Source organism: Pseudomonas sp. MC6 (assembly GCF_054790575.1).
Genome location: NZ_CP186504.1, coordinates 4,919,216 through 4,938,411, shown reverse-complemented (window position 1 = coordinate 4,938,411; position 19,196 = coordinate 4,919,216). Strand labels below are relative to the sequence as shown.

Sequence of the window (19,196 nt, the reverse complement as noted above, 5' to 3'; positions counted from 1 at the left end):
CTCGGGTATATGCCCTCATTGCACAAAACACGCTTATGGATTTGGCAGGTTTTCGTTCGCAAGAAAAACCTGCCTCCCCACTCGGAGACGCAGGTTTATGAAACAACTGTCCGACGTAAAATTTTCCACCCTCGATCTGGTACCGGTGCGCGAAAACGGCAGCCCGGCGCAATCGCTGCGCAATTCGCTGGATCTGGCACAGCACGTCGAGAAATTCGGCTACACGCGATTCTGGGTGGCCGAACATCACAACATGGACGGCATCGCCAGTTCCGCGACATCGGTTTTGCTGGGCTATCTGGCTGGCGGTACGTCGACCATACGTGTCGGCTCCGGCGGCGTGATGCTGCCCAATCATGCGCCGCTGGTGATCGCTGAGCAGTTCGGCACCTTGGAAAGCCTGTATCCGGGTCGGATTGATCTCGGTCTGGGCCGCGCGCCCGGTTCCGATCAGATGACTGCTCGGGCGCTGCGCCGTGAGCGCTCCGGCAGTGCCGATGATTTCCCCGAAGACGTCGCCGAACTGGTGCGCTACCTCGGCCCGCGTACCCCGGATCAGCGTGTGATCGCGATGCCGGGCACCGGCACCAATGTGCCGATCTGGTTGCTGGGTTCCAGCCTGTTCAGTGCTCAACTGGCCGGTGAGCGCGGCTTGCCTTACGCCTTCGCCTCGCATTTCGCCCCGCGTTTCATGCACGAGGCGATCCGCGTTTATCGCAATCACTTCAAGCCTTCGGCGGTGCTCGACAAGCCGTATGTGATGCTCGGTGTGCCGCTGGTGGCGGCGGATACCGACGAGCAGGCGGACTACCTGGCGACGTCGGTGTATCAGCGCATTCTGGCGTTGATGCGTGGGCAGAGCCTGGTGCAGCGTCCACCAGTGACAACCATGGACGGGCTGTGGTTGCCGCATGAGCGTGAAGCCGTCGGTGATTTCCTGGGACTGGCGATGGTCGGCAGCCCGCAGAAGATCCGCGCCAAGCTGGAGGTGCTGGTTGAGCAGACGCAGGCGGATGAGCTGATTTTCACCAGTGATCTCTACGAGCACGCTGATCGTGTGTATTCGTACGAGTTGTTGGCGCAAATAATGAAGGGCTGAAAGGCACCCTCACCCTAGCCCTCTCCCAGAGGGAGAGGGGACTGACCGGGTTATATGTTCGAGATACATCGACCTGAAATAACGAGTCGTACTCAGGATCTGAACAGCCCCCCCGATCCGCTCCCTTTCCCCCTCGCCCCTAGGGGGAGAGGGCTGGGGTGAGGGGGTTCGATTTCAAACACACCAAAAGCCCCAAAATCCCAGATACAAAAAAGCCGACGCATTCACGTCGGCTTTTGTATTTCAGGCGCGATCAACCGCGTTTGTAAACGATTTCCTTGGTGCCACCTTCGCAGGTGCCAACGACCTTGGCGCCAGCATCTGCGCCCTTGTCGACAATCTCCAGCGAATACCCGGAAGCACCCTTGGCATCAATCTTCGCCGCGATCTCGCTTTTCAGCTCTTCACAAGGCTTACCGGCAGCAAACGCACCACCCGCAAGGCTCAACAAACCTACTGCCAAAATGAACTTCTTCATCGGTCGCACTCCCTGGTCGGATTGAAAGAGGCGGGCATCAGGTCATCCACCCGATGCACTCACCCTGTAGCGCTTTGCCATTCCTATGGCACTCGGCCAGCGCGCAAGTTCAGAAGACTAGACCAAACTCAGCTGCTGGCAATCTTGAAGCCGACTTTCAGCGTCACCTGAAAGTGCGCTGCCTTGCCGTCCTTGATGTGACCACGGGTTTCGGTCACTTCAAACCATTCCAGGTTGCGAATGGTCTTGTTGGCTTCAGCAATTGCGTTGTTGATGGCGTCTTCAATGCTGCTGGTCGACGAACCGACCAGCTCGACTTTTTTGTACGTGTGATGGTCACTCATAACGATCTCCTTGGCGTGTGGAATTGAGACTAGCAGTGAATCTGCACTGTTGATTTCGGCGGCTTTGCGCAGACGAAGTTCAGATTTTCTGCACTTTCTCAAACCGCTGAAGTCCCAACCAACACACGCCACTCATCACCAATGCAGGAGAGCCACCATGGCCAACACCTCTTTACGTAAAGCCTCGTTGCAAAGCATGGAAGCCGAGATCGAGAGTCTGCTCAAGTCGTTGGAGAGCCTGAAGGACGACGCTTCGGACGAGTCGCGCAAGACCCTCAAGGCGCTGAAAAGCAATGCCGAAAGTGCGCTGAAACATTCGCGTCACCTGCTCAGCGATGCCTATGAAGAAGTCAAAGTGAAAACCCGCGAAACCGGGATCGCCACCCGTGATTACGCTCAGGAACATCCATGGACGACGGCCGGTGTGGCCGTCGGTGCGATCGGTCTGCTCGCGGCTTATTTGCTGTTCAAGCGCGGTGAGTGATCGCTCTGGCGCAACTCGTTCTTGAGCCATTGCGCCAGTTGCCGAGCGCGCCCGTCTGCGGCGCGCTTGGGTAGCCATAACGCCAGTTGTGCCGGGGTTTCACAGAAACCCCATGGCGCAACCAGGCGACCGGCTTTCAAGTCTTCTGTCACCAGCGGCTCCGGCGCGATGGCCACGCCGAGACCGGCCACTGCGGCCTCCAGCAAATAATACAAATGCTCAAAACCTTGCCCGAGCTTCAGCGCTTTTGCGTCAAGGTCGCTTTGCTGTGCCCAGCTTGATCAAGCTTGTGGGCGAGAAGTTGTGTGCAGCAGCGGTTCATTGAGCAGCGCTGAGGCTGGCGCCGTTCGCAGGCGTTGATAGCCGCTGAACAGTGGACTCATGACCGGGCCGATGCGTTCTGCAGCCAATTCGTAAACCTGCATGTCTGCCGGCCATGGCGGCTCGGCGAACAGCAGCAAAGCATCCAGCCCCGGACGTCGTGGATCGAGATCGCCTTCACCCGCCGATAGATGCAAACGCAAATCCGGAAGATCGGCATTCAATCGGCCCAAACGCGGGATAAACCAGCGCGCCAGCAGGCTTCCAGAGCAGCCGAGTACAAACGGCGCATCCGCCATGCTTTGCGTCAATTCAGCGCAAACACTGCGAAGCCGATCAAAAGCCTCGCCGCTGGCATCACGCAGACGCATGCCTGCATCTGTGAGTTTCAAGCCGCGCCCGTCTTTAACAAACAAGCTGACGCCCAAGTGTTCTTCGAGCACTTTCAGCTGACGGCTGACCGCACCATGGGTGACGTGCAGCTGTTCGGCGGCCTGACTGACGCTGTTCAATCGGGCCGTGGCTTCGAACGCACGCAAGGCGTTCAGCGGAGGAAGATCATGGCTCATGGTATCTGTGAGTTTTCCTGACAGGTTGTGGCGATCTTATCGGTTTTCAGCTTAGAAGGTCAGGGGTAGAGTGGTCGTCATTGTCTCTTGACCCGAATTCACCTGGAGCGACTCATGACCCAGACTTCGAACACCTCTGATCTGCGTAACGGCCCGGACGATAACGGCCTGTTCGGCTCGTTCGGTGGCCGCTACGTGGCGGAAACCCTGATGCCGTTGATCCTCGATCTGGCCCGTGAATACGAAACGGCCAAGGAAGATCCGGCATTCAAAGAAGAATTGGCCTACTTCCAGCGCGACTACGTCGGACGTCCGAGCCCGCTGTATTTCGCCGAACGCCTGACCGAGTTCTGCGGCGGCGCGAAGATTTATCTCAAGCGCGAAGAGCTGAACCACACCGGCGCGCACAAGATCAACAACTGCATCGGCCAGATCCTGTTGGCGCGGCGCATGGGCAAAAAACGCATCATCGCCGAGACCGGCGCCGGCATGCACGGCGTGGCCACTGCCACCGTCGCCGCACGTTTCGGTCTGGATTGCGTGATCTACATGGGTACCACTGACATCGAACGTCAGCAGGCCAACGTATTCCGCATGAAGCTGCTCGGCGCTGAAGTGATTCCGGTGGTTGCCGGCACCGGCACTCTGAAAGACGCGATGAACGAAGCCCTGCGTGACTGGGTAACCAACGTCGACAGCACCTTTTACCTGATCGGCACCGTTGCCGGCCCGCATCCTTATCCAGCGATGGTTCGCGACTTCCAGGCCGTCATCGGCAAGGAAACCCGCGACCAGTTGCAAGCGCAGGAAGGCCGTCTGCCGGACAGTCTGGTGGCGTGCATCGGTGGCGGTTCCAACGCGATGGGCCTGTTTCACCCGTTCCTTGACGACAAAAGCGTCGAAATCATCGGTGTTGAAGCCGCCGGTTACGGCATTGAAACCGGCAAGCACGCGGCGAGCCTCAATGGCGGCGTCCCGGGTGTGTTGCACGGCAACCGTACCTTCCTGCTGCAGGACGACGACGGCCAGATCATCGACGCTCACTCGATTTCCGCCGGCCTCGATTACCCAGGCATTGGTCCTGAACACGCGTGGTTGCATGACATCGGCCGCGTTCAGTACACCTCGGTGACCGACGACGAAGCTCTGGATGCATTCCACAAATGCTGCCGCCTGGAAGGGATCATTCCTGCCCTGGAAAGCGCCCACGCCCTAGCTGAAGTGTTCAAGCGTGCACCGAAGCTGCCGAAGGATCACCTGATGGTGGTCAACCTCTCCGGCCGTGGCGACAAAGACATGCAGACCGTCATGCACCATATGGAACAGTCCCAGCAGGAGAAACACTGATGAGCCGCCTGCAAACCCGCTTTGCCGACCTCAAGGAACAGAACCGCGCTGCGCTGGTGACCTTCGTCACCGCTGGTGATCCGGACTACGACACCTCGCTGGCGATCCTCAAGGGCTTGCCGGGTACCGGCGCCGACGTGATCGAGCTGGGCATGCCGTTCACCGATCCGATGGCCGACGGCCCGGCGATTCAACTGGCGAACATCCGTGCCTTGGGCGCCAAACAGAACCTGCTGAAAACCCTGCAAATGGTTCGTGAGTTCCGTGAAGGCAACAGCGACACGCCGCTGGTGTTGATGGGCTATTTCAACCCGATTCACATGTATGGCGTCGAGCGCTTCATCGCTGATGCGAAAGAGGCTGGTGTCGATGGCCTTATCGTGGTCGACATGCCGCCTGAGCATAACGCCGAGCTGTGCGACCCGGCACAGGCTGCCGGTCTGGACTTTATCCGTCTGACCACGCCGACCACAGACGATGCGCGTCTGCCGAAAGTGCTCAATGGCAGCTCCGGTTTCGTTTACTACGTGTCGGTGGCCGGTGTGACCGGTGCCGGTGCAGCAACGCTGGAGCACGTCGAAGAGGCGGTGACCCGTCTGCGTCGTCATACCGATCTGCCGATCAGCATTGGTTTCGGTATCCGCACCCCAGAGCAAGCAGCGGCCATTGCTCGTCTGGCAGATGGTGTTGTGGTGGGTTCGGCGTTGATCGATCACATCGCCAACGCAACGACGCCAGCCCAGGCCATCGACGGTGTACTGAGCCTGTGCTCGGCACTCTCCGAAGGCGTGCGTAAGGCCCGCGTCAGTTGAAGGTAAAGTTCCTGATACAGAGGAATTAGCGCTTCGCGGCACAGACTAAATGAGCAAGACCGAGGGCTTCAGAACATCGTTCTGAAGCCTTTTTTGCTGTTTGTGCCGTGAGGAAATACCCGATGAAAATGCCGAAACGTCTGATGGTCGGACTGGGCGTGCTGATGATCAGCGCGACGCCGCTGCTGGCCAGCGCTGATCAGCGCGACGATCACGACCACGGCGGCCCGCAGCAGGGCCAGCACGATAACCGCGGCGACAATCACGGTGACGACCACCGTGGCCCACAGAATGATCACCGTGGTGGTCCGCCGCCGCACGACTTCGGCCCGGTGCGCCAGACCATTCGTGACAATCATGGCTACTTCGTACGCGGTGCACCGCCACCTCCGGGCATTCATTTGGAGCGTGGCCGGCCGTTGCCGCACGGGTATTACGGCGAGCGTCTGGATAATCGTGCGCTAGGTCGTTTGCCGGTGTATCCGGGCTACGAATGGCGTCGGGCGGGAGGCGATATCGTGCTGATCGCGGTGGGTACCGGGATCGTTTACGAGATTCTCGACGGGGTTTTGTATTAATCCTTAGTCAGTCAAAAGATCGCAGCCTGCGGCAGCTCCTACATGGGATTGTGTAGGAGCTGCCGCAGGCTGCGATCTTTTGCTTCAGGGCAGTTCCAGGCCCCCAGAGGCTTTGTGCAATTTGCGCAGATGCGCGCCGATCTGCTTCACATTCTCCTCACTGGCGGCAATCTCCGCAGCACGCTTGGGTTCCAGCAACTTACGTACTTCTGCGTCCAGATCACCCGACAGGGCCAGCAGCTTCTTCTGTCGCTGACTGCTCTCCGCTTCGAGTCGAGTGAACTCGGTCGGCTGTGGCAATCCGTAACCCTTGGAATCGAGCAATTCCGCCGGACGACTAAGGAATCCGCTGTTGGCGAGAATCTCCTGCAACGTCGCGTTGGCCTTGTCCATGCCGCCGTTTTCCAGCTCGCGCGCACCGAGGTAACGCTGCTTGACCTCGTCTTGTGCCAGCAGCAACTGGCGCCGATAACTGGCCTGCTCCAACAGCAGCAGTGCGGCGCTGGTGCGCAAGTCGGCGCGCTCGAACCACTCACGGCGTTCTTCGGCTGTCAGCGAAAGCCATTCTTCAACGGTGTTCTGCTTGATCGGCAATTGCTTCTTCAGCACATCGAACATCGCCTGATAGCGATCGCGGAACGAGTCGAAGCGGTAACCCAGACGCAACGCTTCTTTCGGATCATCCAGCACGCTGGTGTCCGCCAGGCCACGGCCCTTCATCACCTCCAGCAAACCGTTGGGCATGATGCTGTCCAGACCCACGAACTGGTTGTTGTTACTGCCGCTGCGCAACAGCTTCAGGCCTTCCACCGCACAGTTGTTGGAGAGGAAGAAGTAGTTGCCGTCGTAGCTCCAGTGCATTTCGGCCGCATGCTCGACTACGCCTTCGATCTCGTCCCGTGACAGGTTCAGCGGCACTGAGGCGAGGCTGCGCAGTTCGGTCTTGGTGTATTCGTCGATGACCTGCGCGAGCGGCAACACGAACAGGCGCGACGGGTATTTGCCGACCAGTCCGTCCCAGCTCGACAGCTGTACATCACCGACAAAGGCGCGGTAGGACAACACCAGATGCTGATCCAGATCGAGCCGGCAATCCGGGCCACGTGGACGGCCGGGTGCGCAAATCACCAGACGCAACATGCTGTGGCCCCAGCGGCTGACCCAGTTCTGATTGGCCTCGGCCAGCAGATAGTCGACGGCATAGACCCGTTCCGGATCAACTTGCCCCAATGGCTGTTTGGCGAAGTCGTTGCCAGCATTGAGGAAGGAGAAGGTCTTGCTGCAGGTATCTTTGGCCGGCGGTGCCCAGCCGAAGTGTTGCTGGTAATAGCGATACAGCGCCGGGCGGCGGCAGGCGTAGCTCGGGTCGAGGAGGAAATACTCCATGTTGACCGCGACGAACTCCTTGGGACTGGAGATTTCGTACAGGTCCGGGCTGCGAGCGATTTGCCGGTTGTGTTGTTCACGTTCACCACGACGACCGACGTATTGCTGCCAACCAGCGAGGTCGAGCAGGCGCGGATCATCGCTGAGGGTGAAGCGCCGGCCATTCTGGCCACGGCATTCGTCGGGAATGCCGATCAGCCCGGCGCTGTTGAAACGTCGGGTGCAGCGCTGGATCAGCGTGCGCTCGGCGTCCGGCCACAAGCGCGCACGATCGTAAATGTGGGTGATCTCATGCAGCACCGTGGCGAGCAGTTCCTGGCGCACAGTGCCGTGGGGGCGATTGGTTTTTTCTTTGGCTGCGCTGCCATCGGTGAGGCCCGCAAGCAGTTTGCGATTCAGATCGAGTTCGGAAACCAGCGTGGCCTGGCCATAGGCATTGCCGGGCATGTCATCGGTCCAGCCGACATCGATACGCCGATCCAGCCGCTCGATAAAACTCGGCGGCAGCTTTTGCATCGCCTCATCGATCAGCGCCTGGCTGGCCTGTTGTTGGGCGGGGCTCAGACCGTCGGTCTTGAGCCGCAATTGCAGGCCGGCGTGGGCGCTGTTGCCAAGTAGCAACAACGCCCCGGCAAGCAGCCAGGCGCCGATTGACTTCACAGTGCGAGGATGGCTTCGGCGAGAACCTGATCGCTGGCGTCACGCGCTTCCGGCACACGAGTGCGCAGGGTGTTCAGCGCTGCTTCCAGATGCGCGCCGCGGATATCGCCGTTGGTGGCGACAAAACTGGCAGCGTCATCGTGGGCTTCGCGGATGATTTTCGAGTCGCGAATCGACGTGGTGGTGTCGGAAGTGAAATCGATGGTGCGCTGGGAGGCACGAACGATGATGTTACTGGTGGCTACCAGGGTGTGCGCCTGGGCCACATCGGCCAACAAAAACAGGCCAAGGGCGGCAGCAATCAGCGGGCTACGCATGGAACGACTCCGGAGGGGCAAGGATAACTGGGGAACAGGATAACTATTGGACGAGAATTGCCTCTGCCAGTTCAAGGTCACTGACATGAAGTTTCGGCCGGGTTTTGCGCAAGTAATGCAGCGCGGATTCCAGACGAGCACCTCGCCATTCACCGTCACTGGCAACAAACGCGGCGGCATCATCGTGGGCCGCGAGCAGTAGTTTACGGTCGAAAGGTGCGGAAGACACCATGCTGGTGGCGTAACCACTGACGACGGTGCCTTGGGTCGATGCGTTGAAAGCATCAAAGGCATTAACCGGCGCCGTCCAGCAGGCGGTGAACAATACGGAGGGAATCAGTAGATTTGGAAGAAAGCGCATCGGACTCGGTAATTTTTAGTGAGCCCAAAGGCTAGCGCAATGCCCGGGCCAGAGCCAGCGCCGAAACATCGGGACACGACCGGCGTGTCCCGATTGGTACCTGGCGCTTAGATCGTCAGGATGGCCTGCGCCAGTTGTGCGTCAGTAGCTTGCAGCTGTGGCGCCTGATGACGGATGTGATCCAGTGCGCTTTCCAGTTTCACGCCACGGATTTCGCCTTCGCTGGCCACGAAGCTGGCAGCGTCGTCACGGGCGGCAAGGACAATTTTGTCATCACGGAACGACGACGTGACGTCGGAGGTGGCGTCGGAAGAGGATTTCAGAGCGCCGACAACGGCGTCGGTGGTCACGATGAAGCTGGTGGCGCTGGCGTTGGCAGCCACGGCCAGCAGGGCGGCGGCACTGAGCAGACGAAGACGGGACATGGTGTAACTCCTGTGGATAAACCGTATTGAGAGGTGGCTCGGTATCTGAGGAGTCAGACGCCAGTGACACAGCATTCGCCACGTTCTGCGTGGATATTAGGCCTGCTTTGCGGGATTCGCACAGTGGGCAGAGTGCTAGCGCCAGAAGGGTTTATCCAGCTCATGGAGGCGATCGGCGTGGCTGAGGCCAAGATCGGCGAGATCCCGACCGTCGAGCTGGGACAGCAAGCGCCGCGTCCTGGCGCGCTCCAAGAACTCCCACAGGCTGCGAAACAAGCGCCGTAGAGCATTGGGGCGAGCAACCAGCAGGCTCGAAGTTTCTGAAACATCCTGTAAGTCTTTCATGGCGTATTCCTTTTACCGGTGAAGGCGGAAGGTCATGTTGAGCGTGTGACAGACAAAGATGCAGATACACTAGCGCTAAATTGTACTGGTTAAGATTTAGAAAAATTAAAACTGTATCTGTATGAGCAGTAGACAGCTGTATTGAGACTTTCGAGAACCTGAAACGACAAAACCCGTCGCGGTTTCCCGCGACGGGTTTTGTTTGTTCAATTCGGGTTGCTGGCGGTGGGTCTAACGACCAGAGCCAGCGACGCTACTTAGCGCCAGAACGGCTTGCTCAGCTCTTCGTAGCGTTGTGCTTCGCTGATACCGGCATCAGCCAGCAGACGCGAATCCAGACGAGCCAGTTGATGGCGGCTGGAGATGCGGCGCTGCCACAACATCAGGTTGGCGATAACGCGCAGAGGCAGGGAAGCCTGGGTGTTTACAGCTTTGTCTTCGAAGAACAGTTCGGAACTGAGTGTACGTTCCATGGTTGACATCCTTCCGCTTGTGGCGGGATCAGGTAGTGGTTTGACTGGTGCCCATGATCCTCTCGTTTGCCTAGTCTCTCTAGATACAGTTCAACTGTATTGTGAGTGACCAGTTAACTGTTTATAGGGGGTGTACGGGTCAAATTTGAGCAAACTGTACCTGTCCGCACTCAAGTGGTGCGTTTTTGCTCGATTCAAGGAAAAGGGTAGGTAAATGCTGTAGGAAAAGACCGGTACAGAAGTACAGTTTTTGTCAGTCTTGAGGGTTGGAACAATCCGCTGACGCAAACTGTGTTTGCATCAGCGGTTTATCTGTGTGAACTACACCGCCAGCATGCGTCCGGTTTCTTCCAGATTCATGTGCCAGCTCAAGGCTTCACGCAGGATGTGCGGGGTGTGACCACCAATTGCACAGGCCTTCGTGAAGTAATCATTCAGTGCCTGACGGAAGTCCGGGTGAACACAGTTATCGATGATCACTCGCGCACGCTCCCGTGGTGCCAGGCCGCGAAGGTCCGCCAACCCCACCTCGGTCACCAGAATGTCGACGTCATGCTCGGTGTGGTCAACGTGGCTGACCATCGGCACCACGCTGGAAATCGCGCCGCCCTTGGCGATCGACTTGGTCACGAACACCGCCAGATGCGCGTTACGCGCGAAGTCACCGGAACCGCCAATGCCGTTCATCATTCGCGTGCCGCAAACGTGGGTGGAGTTGACGTTGCCATAGATGTCGAACTCCAGCGCCGTGTTGATGCCGATGATGCCCAGGCGCCGCACGACTTCCGGGTGGTTGGAGATCTCCTGCGGACGCAGTACCAGTTTGTCCTTGTACTTCTCCAGATTGCCGAACACGTCGCTGTTGCGGCGCTCCGACAACGTGATCGAGCTGCCCGACGCAAAACTCAGCTTGCCGGCGTCGATCAGGTCGAAGGTCGAGTCCTGCAGCACTTCGGAGTACATGGTCAAATCTTCGAACGGCGAATCGATCAGGCCACACATCACCGCGTTGGCGATGTTGCCGATCCCCGCCTGCAACGGGCCGAGCTTGTTGGTCATGCGCCCGGCGTCGACTTCCTGCTTGAAGAAGGTGATCAGGTGATCGGCGATGGCATTGGTGTCGACGTCCGGCGACGACACGGTGGACGGCGAATCCGCCTGCTGGGTGATGACGATGGCGACAATCTTCTCCGGCGGAATCGGAATCGCCGTGCTGCCGATGCGGTCGTCGACTTTTACCAGCGGGATCGGCGTGCGCGTCGGGCGGTAGGTCGGGATATAGATGTCGTGCAGGCCTTCGAGGTTGGCGTTGTGCGCCAGGTTGATCTCGACGATCACCTGTTTGGCGAAAATCGCGAAGCTTGCCGAGTTGCCCACCGACGTGGTCGGCACAATGTGACCTTGCTCGGTGATGGCCACGGCTTCGATGACCGCGATGTCCGGCAGTTTCAGTTGCTGGTTGCGCAGCTGCTCTACGGTTTCCGACAGATGCTGGTCGATGAACATCACCTGCCCGGCGTTGATCGCTTTGCGCAAGGTGCTGTCGACCTGGAATGGCATGCGTCGCGACAGTACGCCGGCTTCGGTCAATTGCTTGTCGAGGTCATTGCCCAGGCTGGCGCCAGTCATCAGGCTGATCTTCAGCGGCGTGACCTTGGCGCGCTCGGCCAATGCGTGGGGAACGGCTTTGGCTTCGCCGGCGCGGGTGAAACCGCTCATGCCGACGGTCATGCCGTCCTCAATCAGAGCGGCGGCGTCGGCAGCGCTCATCACTTTGTCCAACAACGAAGGCAGGCGAATACGGTCACGGTACATGGATTATTATCTCGGGCAACGAGTAGCAGGATGCGCAGTCTAGTGAATTTGACGGGCGCCTGTCCCGCTACCAAGGTCGCAAACGAGGCGTCTATTTAGCGGGTTTCAAGTAAAACACCGTTACTGGATCTGCAACAACGCGGCAAATTGTCAGACGTGTTGCGCAAGCAAAAACGCCCCGACGAGTCGGGGCGTTCGGTATCGCAGCGGGGGTGTTACTCGACCGCTTTGACCATGTCTTCGATGACTTTCTTCGCGTCGCCGAAGACCATCATGGTCTTGTCCAGGTAGAACAGTTCGTTGTCCAGACCGGCATAGCCGCTGGCCATCGAGCGTTTGTTGACGATGATGGTCTTGGCCTTGAACGCTTCGAGAATCGGCATGCCGGCAATCGGCGACTTCGGATCGTTCTTCGCGGCCGGGTTGACCACGTCGTTCGCGCCGAGCACCAGCACCACGTCGGCCTGGCCGAACTCGGAGTTGATGTCTTCCATCTCGAACACCTGGTCGTAAGGCACTTCGGCCTCGGCGAGCAGCACGTTCATGTGCCCCGGCATACGGCCGGCAACCGGGTGAATCGCGTACTTCACGGTCACGCCACGGTGGGTCAGCTTCTCGGTCAGTTCCTTCAGCGCGTGCTGTGCACGGGCTACCGCCAAGCCGTAACCCGGCACGATGATCACGGTATCGGCGTTGGTCAGCAGGAAGGTTGCGTCGTCAGCCGAACCGGATTTCACCGGACGCGCTTCTTTCGCACCGGCAGGACCTGCGTCGGCCGTGTTGCCGAAACCGCCGAGCAGTACATTAAAGAAGGAACGGTTCATCGCCTTGCACATGATGTACGAGAGGATCGCGCCGCTCGAACCCACCAGGGAACCGGCAATGATCAGCATCGAGTTGTTCAGCGAGAATCCGATACCTGCCGCCGCCCAGCCGGAATAGCTGTTGAGCATCGACACCACCACCGGCATGTCGGCACCGCCAATCGGGATGATGATCAGCACGCCCATCACGAACGCCAACGCCAGCATCAGTGCGAACGCGGTGAGGTTGCCGGTGAACATGAAAGTCAGGCCGAGTGCCAGCGTGGCCAGACCCAGCACTGCATTCAATTTGTGCTGACCGGTGAACTGTACCGGTGCGCCCTGGAACAGACGGAACTTGTACTTGCCCGACAGCTTGCCGAACGCAATCACCGAACCGGAGAAGGTGATCGCACCGATGGCCGCACCGAGGAACAGCTCCAGACGGTTGCCTGTCGGGATCGAGTCGCCCAGCTGTTTAACAATGCCCAATGACTGCGGCTCAACCACCGCAGCGATGGCGATGAACACGGCCGCGAGGCCGATCATGCTGTGCATGAAGGCGACCAGTTCCGGCATCTTGGTCATTTCAACGCGTTTGGCCATGATCGAACCGGCGGTGCCGCCGACCAACAAGCCAACGATGACATAACCGATACCGGCAGTCGCGAGCTCGGCACCGAGCTTATAGATGAGGCCGACGGTGGTGATGATCGCCAACGCCATGCCGAGCATGCCGAACAGGTTGCCGCGCCGCGAGGTGGTCGGGTGCGACAGGCCTTTGAGGGCCTGGATAAAGCAGATCGACGCGATCAGGTAGAGCGTCGTGACGAGATTCATGCTCATTACTTCGGCGCCTCTTCTTTTACTTTCGGGGCTTTCTTCTTGAACATCTCAAGCATGCGGCGGGTGACCAGGAAGCCACCGAACACGTTGACCGCCGCCAGTGCCACGGCGAGGGTGCCCATGGTTTTGCCCAGCGGGGTAACGGTCAGTGCGGCCGCGAGCATGGCGCCGACGATCACGATCGCCGAGATGGCGTTGGTTACCGCCATCAACGGCGTGTGCAGCGCAGGTGTAACGTTCCAGACCACGTGGTAGCCGACATAAATCGCCAGCACGAAGATGATCAGGTTGTAGATACCGGGGGAGATAAGCTCTTCCATCGTCTGAATCCCTGCTTAGGCGTTTTTGCGGATGACTTGGCCGTCGCGGCACATCAGGCACGCGGCGACGATGTCGTCTTCGAGGTTGACGTCGAACTGGCCTTCTTTGGTGAAGACCAGCTTGAGGAAGTCCAGCAGGTTGCGTGCGTACAGTGCCGAGGCGTCTGCGGCGACTTCACCGGCCAGATTGGTTGGGCCACAGATGGTCACGCCATTCTCGACGACGACTTGGTCTGCCACGGTCAGTGGGCAGTTGCCGCCCTGAGCCGCTGCGAGGTCGATGACCACCGAACCCGGTTTCATCTGCGCCACGGTGTCCGCGCTCAACAGCGTCGGTGCCTTGCGGCCCGGAATCAGCGCGGTGGTGATGACGATGTCGGCCTGCTTGGCGCGTTCGTGTACGGCCTGAGCCTGACGCTGCATCCAGCTTGCCGGCATTGGCCGCGCGTAACCGCCGACACCGACGGCGCATTCACGCTCTTCATCGGTCTCGTAAGGCACGTCGACGAACTTCGCACCGAGGGATTCGATCTGCTCTTTTACCGCCGGACGCACGTCGGACGCTTCGATCACCGCACCCAGACGTTTCGCCGTGGCGATCGCCTGCAACCCGGCAACACCGGCGCCGAGAATCAGCACACGCGCCGCTTTCACGGTACCCGCAGCGGTCATCAGCATCGGCATAAAACGTGGGTAGTGGTGAGCAGCCAGCAACACAGCCTTATAGCCGGCAATGTTCGCCTGCGACGACAACACATCGAGACTCTGCGCGCGCGAGGTGCGCGGCGCCGCTTCAAGGGCGAATGCGGTAATCCCGCACTCGGCCATCTTCGCGATGGTTTCGTTGTTGAACGGGTTGAGCATGCCCACCAGCACCGTACCGCGCTTGATCAGCGTCAGTTCGACATCGCTCGGGGCGACCACTTTGAGAATCAGCTCGGCGCCAAACGCGTCATTGGCACTGCCAATGGTTGCGCCTGCCGCTTCATAGGCACTGTCGACCACACTGGCTTTTACGCCGGCGCCGGTTTGCACAGTGACCTTATGACCTTGGCTGATCAGCTTTTTAATGGTTTCCGGGGTTGCAGCAACCCGTGTTTCACCGGTCTGGGTTTCGAGAGGAACACCAATGTGCACGTCAAATCTCCTGCGTGATCTTATTGAGTAAACCCATGCACTACGGATGGTGCGACTGGGGCGGCCGATCAGCACGATCCCGCCAAATCAGGGCGGGGCGCGGCATTTTGCAGGCGAACTTTATGCCCTTCAAGGGATTATGACGGGTGACGGAAAATTAACTACAAGTCATGCCGTGACCGAATGTCGCAGATGGCCAGCTGAATCCCTTGCAGGCCGTGCCTTGCAAGGATTCTGGCCGATTATGGAAAAATTTCTCATCGGTGACGTGAATAGGCATCAATGCGTCGCCGATGGAGGCTCAAAGCCACGTCGTCAGGCGCTTGTGGGACGTCTGTACGACTTTCGGATACAGTCTGTGCAATTGCGACAAATACTTATATCTGTAGGGCTTTTTATTTCCTGACTACGGGGTTAGATATCGCCGATAGCCTTTATCCTTCTAAGCTGTAGCTCTGCGCCTGAGTTACCAACCAGTCACGAAATGCCTTCAATGACGCTGATTCGACCTTTCGTTCGGGAATCATCAGGTAATAGGCCTTGATGCTGGAGAGTGCCTGCGGGTTGGCAATCACCAAGCGTTTTTCGGCCAGTTCACGCTGGATCAGGAACGGTGGAATCAGCGCAATGCCCATGTCGTGCATGGCGGCCTGGGCGAGCATGGAGAATAGCTCGTAGCGTGGACCTGTCATGTCGCGGGGGATATTCAGGTGTTGTGAGTTGAACCATTGGCGCCAGGCATAAGGGCGGGTGGTCTGCTGAAGTAGTGGCAGCTCGGCGATGGCTCCGGCTGTGAGATGTGTCTTGTCACCGAGGAGGACCGGGCTGCACACCGGCATCGGATTCTCGCCCATCAGTCTGTGGGATTCGGTACCGGACCAGTCGGCATCGCCGAAGTAGATCGCGGCATCGAACTCAGTATCGGCAAACAGGAAGGGGCGAGTGCGATTGGTCAGGTTGACGGTGACCTCCGGGTGTTTGAGCTGGAAATCCTTGAGCCGTGGCAGCAGCCATTGCGTGCCGAAGGTTGGCACCACAGCCAGTTCGATCACGTTGGTGCCTTGCTGGCCCATCACCGAGAGGGTGTCGCGCTCGACCGCATCGAGTTGCGTGGCGACGCGGCGGCTGTAGGAAAGTCCCGCCTCGGTCAGTTTCACGCCACGTCGCGAGCGTCGGAACAGTTCCACGCTGAGGAACTCCTCTAGGCTGGCGATCTGTCGGCAAATGGCGCCCTGGGTGAGGGAAAGTTCTTCAGCGGCGCGGGTAAAGCTCTCGTGACGCGCGGCGGCCTCGAAACTGATCAGCGCTGTGGTGCTGGGGATCTTCCTGCGCATGTACATCAACCTCACTAATGCGCCGCATAAAAGGCATTTCACGACGTTTCGGAGTGAGAAATTAGCACAACAGAATGCGAAATCCTCGTTTGCCGCGACCGCGAACCGCGCCTAGGATCAATGCCACGTTAATTCACCCGATTTGCGAGGACACACTCATGGGCGGTAAAGCTAGCTTCAACTGGATCGATCCCCTGCTGCTGGATCAACAGCTCACCGAAGAAGAGCGCATGATCCGCGACACCGCCGAGCAGTTCGCTCAACAGAGCCTCGCACCGCGTGTTCTCGAAGCTTTCCGTCATGAGAAAACCGATCCGGCGATCTTCCGCGAGATGGGCGAAGTCGGCCTGTTGGGCGCGACCATCCCTGAGCAATATGGTGGCAGCGGTCTGAACTATGTCAGCTACGGTCTGATTGCTCGCGAAGTGGAGCGTGTCGACTCCGGCTACCGCTCGATGATGAGCGTGCAGTCCTCCTTGGTCATGGTGCCGATCAACGAGTTCGGTACCGAAGCACAGAAACAGAAATACCTGCCGAAACTGGCTTCCGGCGAGTGGATCGGCTGCTTCGGCCTGACCGAGCCAAACCACGGTTCCGATCCGGGCGCGATGATTACCCGTGCACGTAAAGTCGACGGCGGCTACAGCCTGACCGGCGCGAAGATGTGGATCACCAACAGCCCGATCGCCGATGTGTTCGTGGTCTGGGCCAAAGACGATGCTGGCGACATCCGTGGTTTCGTACTGGAGAAGGGCTGGAAAGGCCTCAGCGCTCCAGCGATTCACGGCAAGGTCGGCCTGCGTGCGTCGATCACCGGTGAGATCGTCATGGATAACGTGTTCGTGCCGGAAGAGAACATTTTCCCGGACGTGCGTGGTCTGAAAGGTCCATTCACCTGCCTCAACTCTGCACGCTACGGCATCTCTTGGGGCGCACTGGGCGCTGCCGAATTCTGCTGGCACACCGCCCGCCAATACACACTGGATCGCCAGCAGTTCGGTCGCCCGTTGGCCGCCACTCAGTTGATCCAGAAGAAGCTGGCGGACATGCAGACTGAAATCACACTGGCCCTGCAAGGCTGCCTGCGTCTGGGTCGCATGAAGGACGAAGGTACCGCTGCGGTCGAAATCACTTCGATCATGAAGCGCAACTCCTGCGGCAAGTCGCTGGACATCGCCCGTATGGCGCGCGACATGCTCGGCGGCAACGGTATCTCCGATGAGTTCGGTGTGGCCCGTCATCTGGTCAACCTGGAAGTGGTGAATACCTATGAAGGGACTCACGACGTTCACGCGCTGATCCTGGGGCGTGCGCAAACCGGCCTGCAAGCGTTCTATTAATAGGAGAGCGACCATGGGCGCGCTGTCGCATCTGCGGGTACTGGATTTATCGCGCGTGTTGGCCGGGCCGTGGGCCGGGCAGATCCTCGCCGACCTTGGCGCTGAGGTGATCAAGGTCGAGCGTCCGGGCAATGGTGACGACACTCGTGCCTGGGGACCGCCCTTCCTTAAAGACGCTTATGGTGAGAACACCTCGGAAGCGGCTTATTACCTGTCGGCCAACCGCAACAAGCAATCGGTGACCATCGACTTCACCCGCCCTGAGGGTCAGAAGCTGGTGCGCGAGTTGGCGGCCAAGTCGGACATCCTCATCGAGAACTTCAAGGTCGGTGGTCTGGCGGCTTATGGGCTGGACTATGAGTCGCTGAAGGCGATCAATCCGAACCTGATCTATTGCTCGATTACCGGGTTCGAGCCAGACCGGGCCTTATGCCAAGCGTGCTGGCTATGACTTCATGATTCAGGGGCTGGGAGGGTTGATGAGCCTGACCGGTCGTCCCGAGGGTGATGAAGGTGCCGGCCCGGTGAAGGTGGGTGTGGCGTTGACGGATATCCTCACCGGTCTGTATTCGACGGTGGCGATTCTGGCGGCGCTGGCTCATCGCGATCACGACGGTGGTGGTCAGCACATCGATATGGCGTTGCTGGATGTGCAGGTTGCGTGTCTGGCTAACCAAGCGATGAATTACCTGACGACGGGCAACCCGCCGAAGCGTCTGGGCAATGCGCATCCGAACATCGTGCCTTATCAGGACTTTCCTACGGCCGACGGCGATTTCATTCTCACCGTGGGTAATGACGGGCAATTCCGCAAGTTTGCCGAAGTGGCCGGGCAGCCGCAGTGGGCTGACGATCCGCGGTTTGCTACTAATAAGCTGCGAGTAGCGAATCGGGCGGTGTTGATTCCGCTGATTCGCCAGGCGACGGTATTCAAGACGACTGCCGAGTGGGTTGCCGAGTTGGAGCAGGCGGGCGTGCCTTGTGGGCCGATCAATGATCTGTCGCAGGTGTTTGACGATCCGCAGGTGAAGGCGCGTGGTCTGGCGATAGCGTTGCCGCATGCATTGGCGGGAATGGTGCCCCAAGTGGCTAGCCCGATTCGTCTTTCGCAGACACCGGTTGAATATCGCCGAGCGCCTCCTTTATTGGGTGAGCATACGCTGGAGGTTCTACAGAGTGTGCTGGGCCTGGGGGCGGGTGCGGTGGCTGAATTGAAGGCGGCTGGGGTGCTCTGAATAGAAGGGATCGTGCTTTCTCGCTATACATCGAGGTTTCTGGTCGATTTTTAACCAATCTGCAAGTGATTGAAAGAAAAGCGAAATTAACGGTTGACGGCAGATTTCAGGTGTCTATAATTCGCCCCACTTCCGGCGCAGTCGAAACGGAAAACTCCTTGAGAATCAATGAGTTATGTAGGTTTCGGCGGCAGGTTGCTTCAGTTCATCGAAGTCAAAAGGAAGTTGAAAAAGAGGTGTTGACAGCAGCGTGTAACGCTGTAGAATTCGCCTCCCGCTGACGAGAGATCGGAAGCGCAAGTGGTTGAAGTTGTTGAAGAAATCTTCGAAAACTTCTGAAAATAATCACTTGACAGCAAATGAGGCT

The 19,196-nt window shown here is 58.8% G+C and carries 19 protein-coding genes and 2 pseudogenes; 7 read left to right on the top strand and 14 right to left on the bottom strand.

Annotated elements, in window-relative coordinates:
- Positions 1 to 97 precede the first annotated feature (97 nt).
- Positions 98 to 1,099, top strand: a complete 1,002-nt coding sequence (locus tag ACOYXE_RS21985; RefSeq protein ID WP_405122562.1) for an LLM class flavin-dependent oxidoreductase — start codon at positions 98 to 100, stop codon at positions 1,097 to 1,099.
- A gap of 253 nt (positions 1,100 to 1,352) precedes the next feature.
- On the opposite strand, the gene ACOYXE_RS21980 is transcribed toward ACOYXE_RS21985, so the two are convergent.
- Entirely contained in the window at positions 1,353 to 1,577 is a 225-nt protein-coding gene (locus ACOYXE_RS21980; protein ID WP_160054564.1) for a DUF1161 domain-containing protein, read from the bottom strand.
- 128 nt (positions 1,578 to 1,705) lie between these two features.
- Positions 1,706 to 1,921: a dodecin gene (locus tag ACOYXE_RS21975; RefSeq protein ID WP_016985551.1), complete on the bottom strand. Its 216-nt coding sequence runs from the start codon at positions 1,919 to 1,921 to the stop codon at positions 1,706 to 1,708.
- Positions 1,922 to 2,078: 157 nt separating this feature from the next.
- Between ACOYXE_RS21975 and ACOYXE_RS21970 the strand changes: the two genes are divergently transcribed.
- Positions 2,079 to 2,405, top strand: a complete 327-nt coding sequence (locus tag ACOYXE_RS21970) for an ElaB/YgaM/YqjD family protein (protein WP_007911686.1) — start codon at positions 2,079 to 2,081, stop codon at positions 2,403 to 2,405.
- Here the strand turns inward: ACOYXE_RS21970 and ACOYXE_RS21965 are convergent.
- Positions 2,378 to 3,295, bottom strand: a pseudogene (locus tag ACOYXE_RS21965) (LysR family transcriptional regulator). The gene ACOYXE_RS21970 and the pseudogene ACOYXE_RS21965 sit on opposite strands and share 28 nt — an antisense overlap.
- A gap of 114 nt (positions 3,296 to 3,409) precedes the next feature.
- Here ACOYXE_RS21965 and trpB point away from each other — a divergent pair.
- The 3 genes from trpB to ACOYXE_RS21950 all read left to right on the top strand — a co-directional run bounded on the left by trpB (position 3,410) and on the right by ACOYXE_RS21950 (position 6,032).
- Positions 3,410 to 4,642: a tryptophan synthase subunit beta gene (gene trpB / locus ACOYXE_RS21960; protein ID WP_160054568.1), complete on the top strand. Its 1,233-nt coding sequence runs from the start codon at positions 3,410 to 3,412 to the stop codon at positions 4,640 to 4,642.
- Positions 4,642 to 5,454 (top strand): tryptophan synthase subunit alpha, encoded by an 813-nt coding sequence (trpA, locus tag ACOYXE_RS21955; protein ID WP_460926615.1) that lies wholly within the window; start codon positions 4,642 to 4,644, stop codon positions 5,452 to 5,454. Before trpB ends, trpA begins: the two co-directional genes overlap by 1 nt.
- Positions 5,455 to 5,576: 122 nt before the next feature.
- Positions 5,577 to 6,032 carry an anti-virulence regulator CigR family protein gene (locus ACOYXE_RS21950; RefSeq protein ID WP_160054572.1) on the top strand — a complete coding sequence of 152 codons (456 nt, stop codon included), beginning with the start codon at positions 5,577 to 5,579 and terminating at the stop codon, positions 6,030 to 6,032.
- Positions 6,033 to 6,116: 84 nt separating this feature from the next.
- Here ACOYXE_RS21950 and ACOYXE_RS21945 read toward each other — a convergent pair whose 3' ends face one another.
- The 11 genes from ACOYXE_RS21945 to ACOYXE_RS21895 all read right to left on the bottom strand — a co-directional run bounded on the left by ACOYXE_RS21945 (position 6,117) and on the right by ACOYXE_RS21895 (position 16,254).
- Complete coding sequence (locus ACOYXE_RS21945) at positions 6,117 to 8,078, bottom strand: DUF7844 domain-containing protein (RefSeq protein ID WP_160054573.1); 1,962 nt, start codon at positions 8,076 to 8,078, stop codon at positions 6,117 to 6,119.
- Complete coding sequence (locus tag ACOYXE_RS21940) at positions 8,075 to 8,395, bottom strand: DUF2388 domain-containing protein (RefSeq protein WP_007911662.1); 321 nt, start codon at positions 8,393 to 8,395, stop codon at positions 8,075 to 8,077. Before ACOYXE_RS21940 ends, ACOYXE_RS21945 begins: the two co-directional genes overlap by 4 nt.
- Positions 8,396 to 8,438: 43 nt before the next feature.
- Positions 8,439 to 8,756, bottom strand: a complete 318-nt coding sequence (locus ACOYXE_RS21935) for a DUF2388 domain-containing protein (protein ID WP_077575231.1) — start codon at positions 8,754 to 8,756, stop codon at positions 8,439 to 8,441.
- 107 nt (positions 8,757 to 8,863) lie between these two features.
- Positions 8,864 to 9,181 carry a DUF2388 domain-containing protein gene (locus tag ACOYXE_RS21930; RefSeq protein ID WP_007911658.1) on the bottom strand — a complete coding sequence of 106 codons (318 nt, stop codon included), beginning with the start codon at positions 9,179 to 9,181 and terminating at the stop codon, positions 8,864 to 8,866.
- Between the two features lie 135 nt (positions 9,182 to 9,316).
- Positions 9,317 to 9,526 carry a DUF1127 domain-containing protein gene (locus ACOYXE_RS21925; RefSeq protein WP_160054575.1) on the bottom strand — a complete coding sequence of 70 codons (210 nt, stop codon included), beginning with the start codon at positions 9,524 to 9,526 and terminating at the stop codon, positions 9,317 to 9,319.
- 257 nt (positions 9,527 to 9,783) lie between these two features.
- Positions 9,784 to 9,999, bottom strand: coding sequence for a DUF1127 domain-containing protein (locus ACOYXE_RS21920; protein WP_007911656.1), 216 nt, complete (start codon positions 9,997 to 9,999; stop codon positions 9,784 to 9,786).
- A gap of 321 nt (positions 10,000 to 10,320) precedes the next feature.
- Positions 10,321 to 11,814, bottom strand: a complete 1,494-nt coding sequence (locus ACOYXE_RS21915; protein ID WP_123593397.1) for an acetyl-CoA hydrolase/transferase family protein — start codon at positions 11,812 to 11,814, stop codon at positions 10,321 to 10,323.
- Between the two features lie 215 nt (positions 11,815 to 12,029).
- A complete protein-coding gene (locus tag ACOYXE_RS21910) occupies positions 12,030 to 13,463 on the bottom strand; it encodes an NAD(P)(+) transhydrogenase (Re/Si-specific) subunit beta (RefSeq protein ID WP_160054577.1) in 1,434 nt (477 codons plus the stop codon).
- Positions 13,463 to 13,783 (bottom strand): NAD(P) transhydrogenase subunit alpha part 2, encoded by a 321-nt coding sequence (locus tag ACOYXE_RS21905; protein ID WP_003187417.1) that lies wholly within the window; start codon positions 13,781 to 13,783, stop codon positions 13,463 to 13,465. The genes ACOYXE_RS21910 and ACOYXE_RS21905 overlap by 1 nt, the downstream gene beginning before the upstream one ends.
- A 15-nt stretch (positions 13,784 to 13,798) precedes the next feature.
- Entirely contained in the window at positions 13,799 to 14,920 is a 1,122-nt protein-coding gene (locus ACOYXE_RS21900; protein ID WP_160054579.1) for a Re/Si-specific NAD(P)(+) transhydrogenase subunit alpha, read from the bottom strand.
- 434 nt (positions 14,921 to 15,354) lie between these two features.
- Positions 15,355 to 16,254 (bottom strand): LysR family transcriptional regulator, encoded by a 900-nt coding sequence (locus ACOYXE_RS21895; RefSeq protein ID WP_460926610.1) that lies wholly within the window; start codon positions 16,252 to 16,254, stop codon positions 15,355 to 15,357.
- Positions 16,255 to 16,412: 158 nt separating this feature from the next.
- Here ACOYXE_RS21895 and ACOYXE_RS21890 point away from each other — a divergent pair, with 158 nt between their 5' ends.
- Together ACOYXE_RS21890 and ACOYXE_RS21885 are read left to right on the top strand one after the other, a co-directional pair.
- Positions 16,413 to 17,594 carry an acyl-CoA dehydrogenase gene (locus tag ACOYXE_RS21890; RefSeq protein WP_007953903.1) on the top strand — a complete coding sequence of 394 codons (1,182 nt, stop codon included), beginning with the start codon at positions 16,413 to 16,415 and terminating at the stop codon, positions 17,592 to 17,594.
- Between the two features lie 13 nt (positions 17,595 to 17,607).
- A pseudogene (locus ACOYXE_RS21885) lies at positions 17,608 to 18,829 on the top strand (CaiB/BaiF CoA transferase family protein).
- Positions 18,830 to 19,196: the final 367 nt, after the last annotated feature.